The organism is Streptomyces sp. NPDC005955, assembly GCF_042871255.1.
Lineage (GTDB): Bacteria > Actinomycetota > Actinomycetes > Streptomycetales > Streptomycetaceae > Streptomyces.
In genome coordinates this window covers 165,602-180,739 of record NZ_JBIAIF010000007.1, presented here as the reverse complement: position 1 = coordinate 180,739, position 15,138 = coordinate 165,602, and the positions used below count along the sequence as shown (strand labels likewise).

The 15,138-nt window shown below is 71.7% G+C and carries 18 protein-coding genes and 2 tRNA genes; 10 read left to right on the top strand and 10 right to left on the bottom strand.

Annotated elements, in window-relative coordinates:
* Window positions 1–146: 146 nt before the first annotated feature.
* From ACFYOU_RS19285 to ACFYOU_RS19250, 8 genes are all read right to left on the bottom strand, one after another.
* Window positions 147–1,202 (bottom strand): UDP-N-acetylmuramate dehydrogenase, encoded by a 1,056-nt coding sequence (locus ACFYOU_RS19285; RefSeq protein ID WP_391307043.1) that lies wholly within the window; start codon window positions 1,200–1,202, stop codon window positions 147–149.
* A gap of 101 nt (window positions 1,203–1,303) precedes the next feature.
* Window positions 1,304–2,749 (bottom strand): DHA2 family efflux MFS transporter permease subunit, encoded by a 1,446-nt coding sequence (locus ACFYOU_RS19280; protein WP_391307041.1) that lies wholly within the window; start codon window positions 2,747–2,749, stop codon window positions 1,304–1,306.
* Window positions 2,750–2,916: 167 nt separating this feature from the next.
* A complete protein-coding gene (locus tag ACFYOU_RS19275; RefSeq protein ID WP_391307039.1) occupies window positions 2,917–3,492 on the bottom strand; it encodes a TetR family transcriptional regulator in 576 nt (191 codons plus the stop codon).
* Window positions 3,493–3,658: 166 nt separating this feature from the next.
* Window positions 3,659–4,096, bottom strand: a complete 438-nt coding sequence (locus ACFYOU_RS19270) for a MaoC family dehydratase (RefSeq protein WP_389771084.1) — start codon at window positions 4,094–4,096, stop codon at window positions 3,659–3,661.
* Between the two features lie 2 nt (window positions 4,097–4,098).
* Complete coding sequence (locus ACFYOU_RS19265) at window positions 4,099–4,551, bottom strand: MaoC family dehydratase N-terminal domain-containing protein (protein WP_385496049.1); 453 nt, start codon at window positions 4,549–4,551, stop codon at window positions 4,099–4,101.
* Between the two features lie 128 nt (window positions 4,552–4,679).
* Complete coding sequence (gene rpmG / locus ACFYOU_RS19260; RefSeq protein WP_003948671.1) at window positions 4,680–4,844, bottom strand: 50S ribosomal protein L33; 165 nt, start codon at window positions 4,842–4,844, stop codon at window positions 4,680–4,682.
* A 90-nt stretch (window positions 4,845–4,934) separates the two neighbouring features.
* Window positions 4,935–5,007 (bottom strand) — tRNA-Met (locus tag ACFYOU_RS19255).
* Window positions 5,008–5,056: 49 nt separating this feature from the next.
* Window positions 5,057–5,129, bottom strand: a tRNA-Thr gene (locus ACFYOU_RS19250).
* A 379-nt stretch (window positions 5,130–5,508) separates the two neighbouring features.
* Here ACFYOU_RS19250 and ACFYOU_RS19245 point away from each other — a divergent pair.
* Both ACFYOU_RS19245 and ACFYOU_RS19240 read left to right on the top strand, forming a co-directional pair.
* Window positions 5,509–6,774, top strand: a complete 1,266-nt coding sequence (locus ACFYOU_RS19245; RefSeq protein WP_391307037.1) for an amidohydrolase family protein — start codon at window positions 5,509–5,511, stop codon at window positions 6,772–6,774.
* 148 nt (window positions 6,775–6,922) lie between these two features.
* Window positions 6,923–7,579 (top strand): NAD(P)H-binding protein, encoded by a 657-nt coding sequence (locus ACFYOU_RS19240; RefSeq protein WP_391307035.1) that lies wholly within the window; start codon window positions 6,923–6,925, stop codon window positions 7,577–7,579.
* Between the two features lie 112 nt (window positions 7,580–7,691).
* On the opposite strand, the gene ACFYOU_RS19235 is transcribed toward ACFYOU_RS19240, so the two are convergent.
* The gene (locus tag ACFYOU_RS19235; RefSeq protein WP_389771077.1) at window positions 7,692–7,904 is read right to left on the bottom strand and encodes a hypothetical protein; all 213 of its coding nucleotides are present in this window, start codon (window positions 7,902–7,904) and stop codon (window positions 7,692–7,694) included.
* 403 nt (window positions 7,905–8,307) lie between these two features.
* On the opposite strand from ACFYOU_RS19235, the gene ACFYOU_RS19230 reads away from it, so the two are divergent.
* The 4 genes from ACFYOU_RS19230 to ACFYOU_RS19215 all read left to right on the top strand — a co-directional run bounded on the left by ACFYOU_RS19230 (window position 8,308) and on the right by ACFYOU_RS19215 (window position 11,670).
* The gene (locus ACFYOU_RS19230; protein WP_389771074.1) at window positions 8,308–8,967 is read left to right on the top strand and encodes a DUF4360 domain-containing protein; all 660 of its coding nucleotides are present in this window, start codon (window positions 8,308–8,310) and stop codon (window positions 8,965–8,967) included.
* Window positions 8,968–9,229: 262 nt separating this feature from the next.
* Window positions 9,230–9,889, top strand: coding sequence for a DUF4360 domain-containing protein (locus ACFYOU_RS19225; protein WP_389771071.1), 660 nt, complete (start codon window positions 9,230–9,232; stop codon window positions 9,887–9,889).
* Between the two features lie 174 nt (window positions 9,890–10,063).
* Complete coding sequence (locus tag ACFYOU_RS19220; RefSeq protein ID WP_391307032.1) at window positions 10,064–10,534, top strand: hypothetical protein; 471 nt, start codon at window positions 10,064–10,066, stop codon at window positions 10,532–10,534.
* 347 nt (window positions 10,535–10,881) lie between these two features.
* Window positions 10,882–11,670, top strand: coding sequence for an NUDIX domain-containing protein (locus ACFYOU_RS19215; protein WP_389771066.1), 789 nt, complete (start codon window positions 10,882–10,884; stop codon window positions 11,668–11,670).
* On the opposite strand, the gene ACFYOU_RS19210 is transcribed toward ACFYOU_RS19215, so the two are convergent.
* Window positions 11,654–12,784 carry an XRE family transcriptional regulator gene (locus tag ACFYOU_RS19210; protein ID WP_391307030.1) on the bottom strand — a complete coding sequence of 377 codons (1,131 nt, stop codon included), beginning with the start codon at window positions 12,782–12,784 and terminating at the stop codon, window positions 11,654–11,656. The genes ACFYOU_RS19215 and ACFYOU_RS19210 overlap by 17 nt on opposite strands.
* Window positions 12,785–13,788: 1,004 nt before the next feature.
* On the opposite strand from ACFYOU_RS19210, the gene ACFYOU_RS19205 reads away from it, so the two are divergent.
* From ACFYOU_RS19205 to ACFYOU_RS19190, 4 genes are all read left to right on the top strand, one after another.
* Window positions 13,789–13,995 (top strand): hypothetical protein, encoded by a 207-nt coding sequence (locus ACFYOU_RS19205; protein ID WP_391307028.1) that lies wholly within the window; start codon window positions 13,789–13,791, stop codon window positions 13,993–13,995.
* A complete protein-coding gene (locus tag ACFYOU_RS19200) occupies window positions 13,995–14,159 on the top strand; it encodes a hypothetical protein (RefSeq protein ID WP_391307026.1) in 165 nt (54 codons plus the stop codon). The genes ACFYOU_RS19205 and ACFYOU_RS19200 overlap by 1 nt, the downstream gene beginning before the upstream one ends.
* Before the next feature lie 152 nt (window positions 14,160–14,311).
* The gene (locus ACFYOU_RS19195) at window positions 14,312–14,494 is read left to right on the top strand and encodes a hypothetical protein (protein ID WP_391307024.1); all 183 of its coding nucleotides are present in this window, start codon (window positions 14,312–14,314) and stop codon (window positions 14,492–14,494) included.
* A gap of 140 nt (window positions 14,495–14,634) precedes the next feature.
* Window positions 14,635–15,108: a transcriptional regulator gene (locus ACFYOU_RS19190; protein WP_391307023.1), complete on the top strand. Its 474-nt coding sequence runs from the start codon at window positions 14,635–14,637 to the stop codon at window positions 15,106–15,108.
* Window positions 15,109–15,138 lie beyond the last annotated feature (30 nt).

Genomic DNA, 15,138 nt, shown 5'->3' with positions numbered 1-15,138 from the left:
CGGCGGTCCCCGCCCGCCGCGCCCGCCGCGGCTGAGCGGGGGGATCCGCGGTACCGGGGGGGGGGGGCCCCCCCCGGGGCCCCCCACCTCCCGTTCCTGCGTCGTGCGTCGTGCGTCGTGCGTCGCGCGGAGAACCGGAGCTGGAACTACAGCCGGACGCCGACCAGCACCGGCTCGTTGACCAGGGTGACGCCGAACGCGTCCCGGACCCCGGCGACCACCTCGCGGGCGAGCGCCAGCAGGTCCTCGGTGGTGGCCGCGCCCCGGTTGGTGAGGGCGAGGGTGTGCTTCCCGGAGATCCGGGCGGCGCCGCTCCCGTACCCCTTGGTGAAGCCGGCGCGGTCGATCAGCCAGGCCGCGGAGGTCTTGGTGCGGTCCTCGCCCGCCGGGAACGCGGGCGGGGCGGCGTCGGGGCCGAGCCGCTCGGCGACGCGCTCGCGGAAGGCGGCGAACTCGGTCGCATCGAGGATCGGGTTGGTGAAGAACGACCCGGCGGACCAGGTGTCGTGGTCCTCGGGGTCCAGCACCATGCCCTTGCCCGCCCGGAGTTTGAGCACGGTCTCGCGGGCCCGCTCCAGCGGCACCCGGTCGCCGACCTCGACGCCGAGCACCCGGGCGGTCTCGCCGTACCGGATCGGCGCCGACCGTCCGTCCGCGTCCTCCAGGTCGAACCGGACGCGCAGGACGACGTACCGGTCCGGCTCGGCCTTGAAGCGGCTGTGCCGGTAGGAGAACCCGCACTCCTCGCCGGTGAGGGTGACCGTCTCGCGGGCGCGGCGGTCGTAGGCGACGACCTCGGTGATGACGGAGGCGACCTCCTGGCCGTAGGCGCCCACGTTCTGGATCGGGGTGGCGCCGACGGAGCCGGGGATGCCGGCCAGGCACTCGATCCCGGCGTGTCCCGCTTCCACCACCCGGGCCACGGCGTCGGTCCAGACCTCGCCCGCGGCGAACTCCCACCGGGTGCCGTCCCGTTCGCAGCCGCGGGTCGCGATGCGCAGGGCGGTCCCCCCGAAGCCGCGGTCACCGATCACCAGGTTGCTGCCGCCGCCGATGAGGAGCAGCGGGGTGCCGGTGTCGTCGGCGGCGCGGACCGCGTCGACCACCTCGGCGTCCGTGGTCGCGGTGAGCAGCGTGGCGGCGGGCCCGCCGAGCCGGAACGTCGTCAGCGGGGCGAGCGGGGTGTCGTGGGTCTGGAGCACCCGACCAGACTACGGGGCCGACGGGTGCGGTCCCCGACCGATGGCCGGGGACCGCAGGGTGTCGGGCCACCACCGGCAGCCAGGGGGCGCGGGGGCGGGGGTCAGGCCAGCACCTTGTCCTGTCCGGACGGGCCGGTGGCGTCGACCGGCCCGGTCGCGTCCGGGACCTCGGCCGGGCGGCGCGGGATGACGAGCACGGCGATCGCCGCCAGGGCCACCGCTCCGGAGCCCAGCCACAGTGCGGGCACCAGTCCGTCGACGAACCGCTGCCCGCTCTCGTAGCCGCCCCGGGCGGAGAAGACCGAGGCCAGCACGGCGACGCCGAGCGCTCCGCCGAGTTCCCGCAGTGCGTTGTTGGCGCCGGAGGCGATGCCCCGCTCCTCGACGCGCACGCTGGACATCACCAGGTGGGCGGCGGGCGCGAAGTACATGGCCATGCCGACCCCGCCGACGATCAGGGCGGGCAGGTGCGCCGCGTAGGAGGCGTCCGGGCCGACGGCGAACGCGAACAGGGCGAGTCCGACGGCCTGGAGGAAGAGTCCGGTGGCGACCACGGGACGTCCCCCGATCCGGTCGGAGAGGTACCCGGCAATCGGTGCGACGAACAGCGGCATCGCGGTCCACGGCAGCATGCGCAGGCCCGTCTCGGTCGGCGAGTAGCCGCAGACCCCTTGGAAGTACTGGCTGAGCAGGAAGATGGAGCCGAACATCCCGAGGAACATCAGCAGGCTCGCCGCGTTGATGCCGGAGAACGCCCGGCTGCGGAAGAGGCGCATCGGCAGCATGGGGCGGTCGGTGCGCTGCTCGTACCGGACGAAGGCGATGAGCAGCACCGTCCCGGCGATCAGCCCGGTGAGGACGGCCGGGTCGGTCCAGCTGTGCGAGTTGACGGTGACGAGCGAGTAGACGATCCCGAACAGGCCGAGGCTGGCGAGCAGGGTGCCGGGGACGTCGATGCGGGCGCCGGGTGCGTAGGACTCGGCCAGGCGCATCCGGGACAGCGGCAGCAGGGCGAGGCCGATCGGGACGTTCAGCCAGAAGATCCACTGCCAGGCGACGTGTTCGGTGAGTCCGCCGCCCACCAACGGGCCGAGCGCGACGGCGAGCCCGTTGACCGCGCCCCACACCCCGAGCGCCATGCCGCGGCGGGCCACCGGGACGGCGGCGATGAGCAGGGTCAGGGTGAGCGGCATCATGATCGCGGCGCCGATGCCCTGGACGGCTCGGGCGCCGATGAGCGAGTCGATGCCGGGGGCGAGGGCCGCGGCGGCGGAGGCCCCGGTGAAGACGGTGAGTCCGACGATGAACAGCCGGCGTCGTCCGAAGCGGTCGCCGAGCGCCGCGCCGAGCATCAGGAGCACGGCGAAGGTCAGCGTGTAGGCGCTGACGGTCCACTCCAGCTCTTCGAGCCCGCCGCCGAGGTCCTCACGGATCGAGGGCAGTGCGGTGGTGACGACGAGGTTGTCGAGCGCCGCCATGAACCCGGCGATGCTGGTGATCACGAGCGTCCACACGGTGCCGCCGCGCCGGGCGGTCTGCTGGTCCATTGGTCTCCCCTGGTTCCTCTGTACCCATGTGTCGGTGTGGGTGTCGGTGTGGTAGTTATTGATCACTAATTTCTGCGGGCAGGGACGTGCACACCCCGCCCCGGAAGGGTGCGCACGGCACTCGCCGCGCCGACCGTGCGGCCGTGCGGCCGTGCGGCCGGCGCGGATCAGTCGGTCGGCGGGGGCTCGGAGTCGGGGCCCGAGATGTGCAGGCCGTCCCAGATCCGGTGGTCGTGCGGGAAGCCCATCAGGGCGACGGAGTTGATGAGCATGCCGTGCGCCATGAAATGGGTGACGCTCTGCCCCGCGGAGTCGCCGAGCAGTGCGCTGACCGTGTCCCAGAGGTCCATCCAGCTTTCGCGGACCGCCTCGCCGAAGCCGGTCTCCCCCGCCGCCTCGGCGGCGCCGACGGAGACGTAGATCTGCATCATCATGTGGAGCTGCACCGGATCGTCGGTGATCAACTGGTAGTACTCGGCCGCCATGGCCTTGAGCGCGTCCTCGCCCTGGAACCCCTCGGCGGCGGTCTCGAAGCGGCGCTTGACGTTCGCCATGCACCGCATGGCCGCCGCGTGGAAGATCGCCTTCTTTCCGGGGAAGAGCCGGAAGAGGTACGGCTGCGAGACGCCCACCCGCTTGGCGATCGCCTCCGTGGAGGTGCCGAAGTAGCCGCCCCGGGAGAACTCGGTGACGGCCGCCGCGATGACGGCCTCGCGGCGTTCTTCTGCGCTCATCCTGACCATGGAGAGAAAGTTAGTACTCAATCACTAAGTTGGCAAGCGGGGTGCGGGGGTGCGTGCGGAACGGGTCCGGGCCGCCGTCCGGGAAGGACGGCGGCCCGGGGTGCCCGGGGTGCGCCTGAACGTGTCCGGGCTGTGCCGGGCCCGGGACGTGTCCGGGCCGTGCCGGTCAGGGCAGGCGTACGACGGCGCGGGACATGCCGAGGACCTTGAGGCCCGCGGAGGTGGCCGTGAGGTCGACGCGGACCAGGCCGTCGTCCAGCTTGGCGCCGACCTTCGCGCTGACCTCGATGGTCGCGCCGGCGTCGTCGTCGGGGACGACGACCGGCTTGGTGAAGCGGACGCCGTACTCGACGACCGCGCCCGGGTCCCCGGTCCAGTCGGTGACGACCCGGACCGCCTCGGCCATGGTGAACATGCCGTGCGCGATCACGTCCGGCAGGCCCACGCCCTTGGCGAAGCGCTCGTTCCAGTGGATCGGGTTGAAGTCACCGGACGCACCCGCGTAGCGCACGAGGGTGGCGCGGGTCACCGTGAAGGTGGCCGCGGGCAGTTCCGTACCGACCTCGACGTCGTCGTAGGACGGTGCCGTGGTGTTCGCCGTCATCGTCACGCCTCCTCGGCCGCGCGGGACACGAGCTTGGTCCAGGCGGTGACCACGTGCTCGCCGGTCTCGTCGTGGACCTCGCCCCGGATGTCCAGGATGTCGTTGCCCGCGAGGGACTTGATGCCTTCGATGGTGCTGGTGACCGTCAGCCGGTCCCCGGCCCGTACCGGCCGCCGGTAGGTGAAGCGCTGGTCGCCGTGGACGACCCGGCTGTAGTCGAGGCCGAGCTGAGGATCGGCGATGACCTGGCCGGCGGCCTTGAAGGTGATCGCGAAGACGAAGGTCGGCGGGGCGATCACGTCCGGGTGGCCGAGCGCCTTCGCGGCCTCGGGGTCGACGTAGGCGGGATGCGGGTCCCCGATCGCCTCCGCGAACTCCCGGATCTTCTCCCGGCCCACCTCGTACGGTTCGGTGGGCGGGTAGCTCCGCCCCACGAAGGACTGATCGAGCGCCATGGGCGCGGCACCTCCTGGTCTTCCGTCACACGGGCCGACCCCGTGGGCCGCACCGGTGAACCTGGGCTGGAAAACGCCGCGAGGCCGCCCCCGGAACGTGGGGACGGCCTCGCGAACGAGCCTGAAAACTATCGCGTTTCGCGATGCGCGGTGTGCGCATTGCAACGCGGGCAGTGCTTCTTCATCTCCAGTCGATCCGGGTTGTTACGCCGGTTCTTCTTGGTGATGTAGTTCCGCTCCTTGCACTCCACGCAGGCCAGCGTGATCTTCGGGCGGACGTCGGTGGCAGCCACGTGAGTGCTCCTTGACGAACGGATTGAATGGCATTAACACAGGAAAGAGTAGCCGACCGAAGGACCGACCCCGCAATCGGCTACTGTTAGTAGCGGTGACCGGACTTGAACCGGTGACACAGCGATTATGAGCCGCTTGCTCTACCGACTGAGCTACACCGCTGCGATGCGCTACGGAACCCCGCCTGAGAGCGGGGAACCTCACACACCAGAGCCCCAAAACGGAATCGAACCGTTGACCTTCTCCTTACCATGGAGACGCTCTGCCGACTGAGCTATTGGGGCGAGCGATGAAGACATTACACGGTCGCCCGCCGTTCGCCCAAATCCGTTTCCCGGCGCGCGCAAGGGGGCGGAGAGCCGTTTCCGCCGGGCCCGCGACCGCCTCCACCACGCGCGCCCCGCCGGTCGCCCGGCACCTCCCGCGCCCCTCGGTACACCTGCTCCCCCGCTGGTCAGAGCCGTGCGCACCCCGTCGCTCCGCCCTGTCGCGCCGGCGCCCCGGGGACGCGCCACAGCCGACGCAGGCGCACCGTCCGGGGCCGGATCCACCGGGCGCACCACAATCAGTACGACTATTGCGCTCCTCCCGGGAGCTTTCCGGCTGCCACCCTAGGCTCGACTCACGCTGTGTGATCACGACGGCCGAGCACTCAGGAGAGCGATGCCCGACAGCCAGCCGCAGCAGCCGTCCGCCGGCTCTCCCCGGCCCTCCGGCGACGAGGGCGGCGCGGCCGACGGCACGGGGCTGCTGCTGTGTGACGCCCGTCTCGCGGACGGCAGGACCGTGGACGTGCGGATCGTCGGCGACCGGATCGAAGCCGTCGGCACCGCGGGCAGCCTCACCGCGTACGCCTCCGCCCGGATCGACCTGGACGGGTACCTGCTGTTGCCGGCGCCCGCCGAACCCCACGCCCACGGGGACACCGCCCTGTCGGCCGACGCCGAGGGTCCCGTCTCGTACGACCCCCATGACGTGCAACGGCGGGCCACCGAAGCCGCGCTGCTCCAACTCGGCCACGGGGCGACGGCCCTGCGGACCCATGTGCGCGTCGGGGACGTGCCCGGGCTGGGGGCGTTGGAGGGGGCGCTCCGGGCCCGGCGGGCCCTGCGGGGGCTGGCCGACCTGTCGGTGGTGGCGATGCCCCGCCTGCTGACCGGGACGGCGGGCGCGGACGGGCTCGCCCTGTTGCGCGACGCGATCGGGATGGGGGCCCTGGTGGTGGGGGGCTGCCCGGACGTCGACCCGGACCCCCCGGGGTACGTCCAGGCCGTGCTGGAACTCGCCGCGGAGTACGGGTGCGCCGTCGACCTCCACACCGACGGGGACGACCCCGCCCGGCTCGCCCGGCTCGCGGCGATGGCCGGGGGGCTGCGGCCCGGGGTCACCCTCGGCCCCTGCGGCGGACTCGCACGGCTGCCCGCGGAGGCGGCGGGGCGGGTCGCGGACCGGCTGGCGGCGGCCGGGGTCACGGTCGTCTGTCTGCCGCAGGGCGGCTGCGTGGGCGCGGAGCGCCGGGAGACGACGCCGGTGCGGCTGCTGCGGGCCGCGGGGGTGCGGGTGGCCGCGGGGAGCGGCGCGCTGCGGGACGTGGGCAACCCGGTCGGGCGGGGGGACCCGTTGGAGGCGGCGTACCTGTTGGCCTCGCGGTACGGGGTGCGGCCCGAGGACGCGTACGCCACCGTGTGCGGGGCGGCCCGCGGGGTGCTCGGGCTGCCCGAGGTGCGGGTGGAGGCCGGATTCCCCGCGGAGTTGCTGGCGGTGCGGGGGGAACGGCTGGGGGCGGTGCTGTCGTTGGGGTACAGCCGTGTCGTGGTGCACCGGGGGCGGGTGGTCGCCCGGACGAGTGCGGTGCGGGAGTACTGCGACTCGGCCGTGGCGGCGGCGCTGGACCTTCCCCGGCAGGGACGGCCGCCCGCGCGGGGCTGAACCGCTCGGCGGTCGGCGGCCGACGGTCGGCGGCCGACGGTGGTCGTCGGTCGCGGGTCGCGGGCCGTGGTTGCGGATCGCGGGTCGTGGATTGCGGGTCGTGGATTGCGGGCGTGCTCCGGGTGGGAGGTGGGCGTACCGTCGGGGTATGCGCATTGTCATTGCCGGAGGACACGGTCAGATCGCGTTGCGGCTGGAGCGGTTGCTCGCCCGACGCGGGGACGAAGCGGTGGGGCTCATCCGACGCGCCGAGCAGGCGGACGACCTGCGGGCGGCCGGTGCGGAGCCCGTCGTCTGCGACCTGGAGTCGGCCACCGTCGACGAGGTCGCCGCGCACCTCGCGGGGGCCGATGCGGCGGTGTTCGCCGCGGGCGCCGGCCAGGGCAGCGGCACCGCCCGCAAGGACACGGTGGACCGGGGCGCGGCGGTGCTCCTCGCGGATGCGGCCGAACGCGCCGGAGTCCGCCGCTTCGTGATCGTCTCCTCGCTGAGCGCGGACCCCGCGCACCCCGGCGACGAGGTGTTCGACGTGTACCTGCGGGCGAAGGGCGCGGCCGACGCCGAGGTGCGGTCCCGGCGCGGTCTGGACGTGACGGTCCTGCGGCCCGGCCGGTTGACGGACGACGCCGGGACGGGGCTCGTCCGGCTGGAGGCGTCGTCCGGGCGCGGCGCGGTGCCGCGGGACGATGTCGCCGCGGTCCTTGCGGAGTTGCTGGAGACCCCGGCGACGGCGGGGCTGACCCTGGACCTGATCTCGGGACAGGTGCCCGTGTCCGTCGCGGTGAAGGCGGTCGCCGGCAACTAAGGCACCGGGCGCGGGGGGTGACGGAGCGTCACGGCGGTGCTGGGGGCGGCTGCGCCGCATTCGGCGGGGGCGCCGCCCGTAGGTGGGGCCGTCCCCGTCCGTGGGGGCGGACTCAGAAGAGGGGGAGCTGTCCGGGGAACTCCGGGAGCGCATAGCCGTCCAGATGAGGCTGCGCCGCCCCGAGTGGGGCGTCCCGGCGCGAGCCCGGGCAGGACAGCAGGGAACCGGCACCGCGTGCGCCCGGCGGGTCGTGCCGGGCGAAGCGGCCCGCCACAACGGCGATTTCTCGGTGGCACTCGGGGCAGGTTCTGCGGCGCGAGGACATCCCACCAGTGTGCCCCGGACCACCGACAACAGCGCCCGGCACACCCGTGCGTCACGTGCCCCCGGAGTCTGCGCGCGGCTCCCCCGGGGGCCGATGTTGGCCGAGATCCGCCGCCGGTCCGGTGCGGGGGGATTCCGCCCGCCCCTGCGTATCCGCAGATGGGGGTCGTCGGGCTGACTCACGGTCAGTAGTTGACATGTGCACGACTCACGCGACTCTCACTTCCTCATACGGCTCCAATGCCCGGTGTGCATGCTGCGTGCCGCACACCCCCGAGGCCGTCGCCGACGCGCCGGCCCGGCCGACCGTCCCGTGTCCAGCGGGCGGTCACCACCACCCCCCACCCGCGCGGCGGTGCCCGCTCCACGCGCCGCCGCGGGGCCAGGCATTGGACAGGAGAACCATGGCTCGTGCTCTGCTCGCCTCCGGTGTGGCGGCTGCCGCGCTCCTCGCGGCGGCGCTGCCCGCCCAAGGCGCCAGCGCATCCGTTTCGACCATCGAGGCCCCTCCGGACAAGATCGTGATCGAGGTCGCGACCGTCAACGGCTCGGGGTGTCCGGCGGGCACCGCCGCCGTCGCCGTGTCGCCCGACAACACGGCCTTCACGGTGACGTACAGCGACTACCTGGCCAAGGTCGGCGGCACCTCGCTCCCGACGGACTTCCGGAAGAACTGTCAGCTCAACCTGATCGTGCACGTGCCGCACGGCTTCACCTACGCGATCATGAGCACCGACTACCGCGGGTTCGCCTCCCTGGAGCCCGGATCGTCCGGCGTCGAGAAGGCCTCGTACTACTTCCAGGGCTCGCCGGCCACCGCGTTCCGCGCGCACACCTTCTACGGTCCCCTCGTCGAGGACTGGCAGGCGACCGACACCACGGAGTGGCCGAACCTCGTCTGGGCGCCGTGCGGGGTCAAGCGCAACCTCAACATCAACACCGAACTGCGCGTGAACGCGGGCACGTCGGACCGCACCAAGACCAGCTTCATGACCATGGACTCGACGGACGGCAACCTCGACACCGTCTACCACCTGGCGTGGCGGGAGTGCCCCGCGCCGTGACCCCGACGGCCCCGTCACGGACCGTCCCGGGACGCGTCGGCCCCTGACGGAACCGCCCGGACCCCGGCGCCCTCCCGCCCGCGCGGGAGGGGCCCGTCCGGGGCCGGGCGACCCGGGCCCGCCGCAACGGACCCCGTTCGGCGACCACCCGCCCCAGCTCTTCCGCCCGACCGGCCGCCCCCTGCGGACGGCCGTCCCCCACCCACCGACCGCGGCACCGCACCGGCGCCGCGGCGGTCCTCACGCAACGGACAGGAGAACCATGGTTCGCGGATTGCTCGTCTCCAGCGCGGTCGCCGCACTCTTCGCCGCGGTCATCCCCGCGCAGAGCGCCACCGCCCAGGTCGCCACCGCCAGTAGCCCGCCCCCGGGCAAGGTCACCGTGGATGTCGTCACCGTCAACGGCTCCGGCTGCCGGGCCGGAACGGCGGCCGTCGCCACCTCGCCCGACAACACCGCCTTCACCGTCACCTACAGCGACTACCTCGCCAACGCGGGCGGCGCCTCGTCGCCGACCTCGTTCCGGAAGAACTGTCAGCTCGGCCTGCTCGTGCACGTCCCGCAGGGCTTCACCTACGCCATCAGCAGCGCCGACTACCGCGGGTTCGCCTCGCTCGAAGCCGGGGTGACGGGCGTCGAGAAGGCGTCGTACTACTTCCAGGGCTCGTCCAACACCGCGGCCCGGACCCACACCTTCCACGGTCCGATGGCGGAGGACTGGCAGGCCACGGACTCCACCGACTGGGCGCAACTGGTGTGGGCGCCCTGCGGAGTGAAGCGCAGCGTCAACGTCAACACGGAGCTGCGGGTGCTGCTCGGCGACTCCGACCCGGGCAAGACCAGCTTCATGACGATGGACTCCACGGACGGCAGCATCTCCACCGTCTACCACCTGGCGTGGAAGGAGTGCCCGGCCGCCTGAGCCGGGCGCCCACCGGCCGCTGACGCCTGCCCGGTGCCCGGCCGCTCATGGACGTCGTCGACCCTCGGGTGAGCGGGTCGGCGGCCACCGGGAGGGCCCCGCCACGCCTTGGTCACGGCGCGGCGGGGCCCTTCCTCGTCGTGCGGACGTGCGGTGCGCGTCTAAGCTGCTTCGATGCGGATCCCTTCCGTCACCGTCGTCCAACACGTCGTCCAGTGCCTGTCGACGCACGGCATGGAGCCCGCGTTGGGCGGGTCGGGCCTGCTCGTCGCGCTGGGACTCGCCGACACCGCCCGCGACTGGGACCTGACCGTCGACTCCCCGGGCGATGTGGTGCGCGAGGCGCTGGACGACGGCGGGTTCTCGTTCCTGGACGCGACCGGTGGCGATCCGGTGTACGCGACCCACCGGCGGTACCTGATCGACGGCGGCGACCATTCCATCGACGTGCTGGTGGGATTCGCCCTCCGGACCGCTGACGAGGTCGTGCCCCTGCCCTCGCGGGTCACCGGATCGTGGAGCGGGCTGCCGCTGGCGGATCCGAAGGTGTGGGAGCGGGCGTACGTCCTGCTGGGGCGGCATCACAAGGCAGCGTTGCTACGCCAGTGGCTGCACGAGGGGCTCCGCGCCGGATCGGGAAACTGACCGCACGGACCGCCTCCACTCGAACGCGTAGAGCCCCGGAAGTCCCGCCTTTCCCCCCGGACACGAAAGAACCCCCTGACCTGCTGTATCAGCGTGGTCAGGGGGTTCCTTACCCAAGTGTGGCGGCGCCAGGATTCGAACCTGGGAAGGCTGAGCCGGCAGATTTACAGCGGGCTCCACCAGACTCCCTTGACCAGGGCGTTCGGCCCTCCGGCGCCCGCCCGGGGGACACCTGGGGAATCAGGGGTGTCCCCCGGGCACCCGTGGCCCATCCCATGACCGGAGGAAGTGTGACCCATCCCCGCTACGCTGGTACGCACCACCTAGGAACGGAGAGTGCTCCGCGGATGGGACCGAAGACGACGAGGGTCTACGAGACGCTTCGCGCACGGCTCGCGGCGGGCGAGTACGCCCCCGGCGACAAGTTCCCCTCGGAACGGGCGCTCGTGGAAGAACTGGGCATCGGCCGGACCGCTCTACGGCAGGTACTCGCCCGCCTCGTCTCCGAGGGTCAGTTGGAGGTTCGCGGACGCAGTTCGTACCGGGTGCCGGGCGCGGTGAGCGTCCAACGCCCGGAGGGCGTGGAACCGTGGGTCATCCACGGCGAGCGCGACGTGTACGACAACCGGTGGGTCAAGCTCCAACTCTGGGACGTCGAGCCGCCCGGGGTGGAGCGCTTCGAACACCACGTCGTGCGACTTCACCACGTGGCGATCACGGCCGTGGTCGATGATCAGGACCGTGTGCTGATGATGTGGCGGTACCGCTTCGTCCCGCAGCAATTCGGCTGGGAGCTCCCGGGTGGCATCGTCGACCAGGGAGAGGACGCGGCCGACACGGCGCTACGGGAGACCGTCGAGGAGACGGGGTGGCGACCCAAGTCGCTGGAGCACGTCGTGACCTATCAGCCCATGGTCGGCATGGTCGACTCGCCCCATGAGATCTTCGTTGGGCACGGTGCCGAGAGGGTCGGAGAACCGACCGATCTGGAGGAGTCCGGCCACATCGAGTGGGTGCCGCTGGCGGACATCCCCGGCCTCATGGCCCGTGGTGAGCTGATGGGCTCCGGCACGCTCGTGGCCCTGCTGCACATCCTGGCGACCCGACGTGCACAGGGGCTCACAGACGCGAAGTGAGAAGGTCGACGCGACGGCGCTGCCGCACCGAACCGGTGCGGCCCGCCAGTAGCCGCGCCTGCCTCAGGTGGGTGTGGGCGTCGTCGTACTCGGCCCGCATGAGGTGTGCTTGGGCCAAATCGGTGTGGAGACCGCCCCGGGCCCGCACGAACGTCGGGTCCATCACCTCCAGAGCGTCGTAGAGGCTGGTCACCGCCTCCTCCTCGCCGAGCAGGGCGAGGATGTTGCCGCGCCACCGCGCGAGATGGGCACCGTTCAGGAAGATGCTCACCATGTCCGGGTCTCGGTCCTCGGGGCCCGGCGGGATGCTGGCCATGGCCGCGTCCAGCGCGCGCCGGCAGTCGTCCGCCATACCGGCGTGGGCGCACACCTCGGCCTCGGCCGCGTACAGCCAAGCCCGGAGCCGTGCGGAACCGGCCGTGCCCACGGTGCGCTGGGCGTCGCGCACCAGGTCGACGGCGAGCGCTGGGCGCCCGGCCTCACAGAGCACGTATGCCTGTTCACCCATGGCGTGAGCCAGATACATGGGTTCTTCGGCGTCACGCGCCGCGCGCTTGGCGAGCTCGTAGTGGCGCCACGCGCGCTCGACCGCTCCCGAGTCGATCGCCTGCCACGCCGCGAGAGTTGACGCCCCCGCGAGGGCCAGGGCCACAGGTCGACGCGTGGTGGGCAGCACAGCGAAGTTGAGCGCGTCTTCAAGGGCCGTCAGGTGGCCCCTCATCTGGTCGACCAGGGCGGCGGCGCCCCGCTGCCGGTCCATGGTGCGCAGTAGTTCGGTCTGATCGTTGAACGTCTTCACCATGGACGTACCGACGCTGCTCGCGGCATCGATACGACTCAGCAGATCGTCGTAGCCGTCGGCCACCGGTGCCGTCTGAGGTGGAGGGGCATTCCGCAGTTCCTCGTCCGTGAGGCCGAGAAGCTGCCGCAGGATGCTCGCGTACCGATCAGAGATGGTGCGCTTGTCGTTCTCCCACTCAGACACGTACACCCGCAGACTCGCGATCGACGCGACGTCCATGAGGTTCCGTCGAGCGAACTGCTCGATCTCCCGAACCAGTCGCTCCTGCGACCAGCCACGCGCCTTCCGCGCGCTGCGAAGTCCCGTACTCACGGGCCACCTCCCGGTGTTGGTTTCTCCTCCACTCACCTTGCCAGCATGGCGCACGTTCCCGCAGGTCAACAGGGGTTAACAGCATGGGAGTTAAGCCCTGTTGGCTACCGGAACCCCTGCCTCTGGAGGTCTTCTAGAGATGCGCACGGCGGGTCGCCCAGCACTCGATCGGCGAACCACCTTGACATCTGGTGCGCACCAGATGCATTCTTCTGGTGCGCACCAGATCGCGGACCAAGCCCCGCGATCACCGCGCAGAAACGCCCGGAGGGTCCCGTTAGCGGGAGTGAGCCTGAAGGAAGCGTCTGGTCGTTGAGAACTGAACAGAGTGTGTGAGTGAACGGCGGGGTGGAAGTCCCCGTCCCTGTGGCGGCCGGGTGAGGGCCGTCGGCGGCACACCTTGCTTGTGTGGCGGCTCTGGAGAACGCCTACGTGGATCACGCTTCCCCTTCCGGGGAGGTCAGTCGCGTGGGCGCCACCCGCCGCACGGCCGCCCTGCTTTCGCGTCAGAGCAGTGACGATGACGCGCCCGTGTCTGGGCTCGGGGCTCGCTGTCCGTGGCAACGGTCAGCGAGTGCAGCCCTGTCCTGCCCCCTCGTTCGAGAGGTCAGCAAATGACTCAGCGAATGCTCTGGGCGCTTTCGTGCTGGACCGGTACGAACGGCTAGCCCTTCGCGTCATCCCCCTTACTGCGGGCGTTCCGGGAGTTCCCCGGGCGTCGGCGGTCAGGGTTCCAGCACTGGGTGCTGGCGGTTGCCTCCCTCGCCCGTCCGGCCCGTTTCGTGGGGTCGTACGGGCGGGGTGTGGGGAGTCGGGAAGTGATCCGGCCCAACAAGGTGCGGCACCCGGGTTGCCCCCCGGGTGCCGCGTACAGGCACCTGATCTGGAGGACCTGTGGGAACGAGTTTGACAGAAGTGGAGCGAGCCGCGCTGGCCCGTAAGGCTGCTGAGGCGAATCGGCGTAGTGCTGATGCCGCTCGTGCTCGTGGCGGGCGGTGAACACGATGGGCTGGGGACGCAGCAACCAGGGCCCGTCGGAGGCGTTCGCCGCGGAGGAACAGGCACGGGCTGATGGTCTGGCCCGGCGGTGTGACGAGATCGCTTCGGCGCCGTCGCATCCGATGCGGAACAGCTTGGAGCACTTCCAGGCCGCGTACCGCAACGCGTCGGGGAACGCCGCGGAGCACACGGCTCAGCCGGAGGTGCGCTGATGGCGCAGGACGAGCGCACCGCACGCATGTTGGAACAGCAAGCTGACGGATGGGCCGCGGACTTGGGGTCGATGGACCCGCCGCCGGCCCCGGCTGAGCGGGCCTATCAACAGGCCCTGATCCGCGGCGCCTACGAGGACGCGGCTCACCTCACGGGCCGCTGACCCGCGGCTTGTGCGACACAGCCCTGGTCCCGCTCGTGCGGGGGCCGTGATGGTGCCGGATCGAATCCGGCCCGGGGCGCTTTCCTGTGCGTGCTGACGTGCAGGGATCTGCCGGATTCCCGGCGCTTACACCTTTGTTGAGAGGACATCGCATGCCGACGTACCGCTTCTACGCCACCGTTCAGATCCCGCAGGACCGTACGTCTGGGGAGGCCATGGGCGAGGTCACCGAGAGGACCACGGCCGCGGCCGACGCCGCCGTCCGGAAGTGGGCGGCGGACGAGCACGGCGCTGACGCGCAGAACGTGCGCCTGATCGAGAAGACCGGCCGCTGACCGCGGCTTTGCGTGACACAGCCCCGGTCCCGCTCGTGCGGGGGCCGTGACGGTGCCGGATCGAATCCGGCCCGGGGCACCCCTTCACCGCGTTGCGCTCCTGCCGGTCCGGCTGGGGCATCCCTGACCAAGGAGTTCCGATGGCTTCGGCCGCTGTTTTCGCTGCTGTCTTCGTCGCCCTGTACGTCGCCCACAGTGTGGGTGACCACTGGGTCCAGACCTCGCACCAGGCCGCGCATAAGGGTGCGGCGGGGTGGGTGGGCCGTCTGGCGGATGTCCGGCACGTCGCCACTCTGACCGCCACCAAGGCCGTGGTCCTCGCCCTGGTGGTCTGGCTACTGGACCTGCACCTCTCCGCGCTGGGTCTGCTGCTGGGGTTCGCGGTCGACGCGGTGACCCATTGGTGGGCCGACCGCCGCACCACCCTCGCCCGCCTGGCCCGGCTGCTGGGGCAGGCCGAGTTCTACGCCCTGGGCACTCCCGCCCACCCCGCGCACCCGGTCACCGTCGCCGGTACTCCGGCCGCGCATCTGGGGACAGGCGCCTACGCGCTCGACCAGTCCTGGCACCACGCGTGGCTGCTGGTCGCCGCGCTGCTCATCACCACCGTCTGAGCTGACCACCTGTTCAAACGGCGCGCGGCC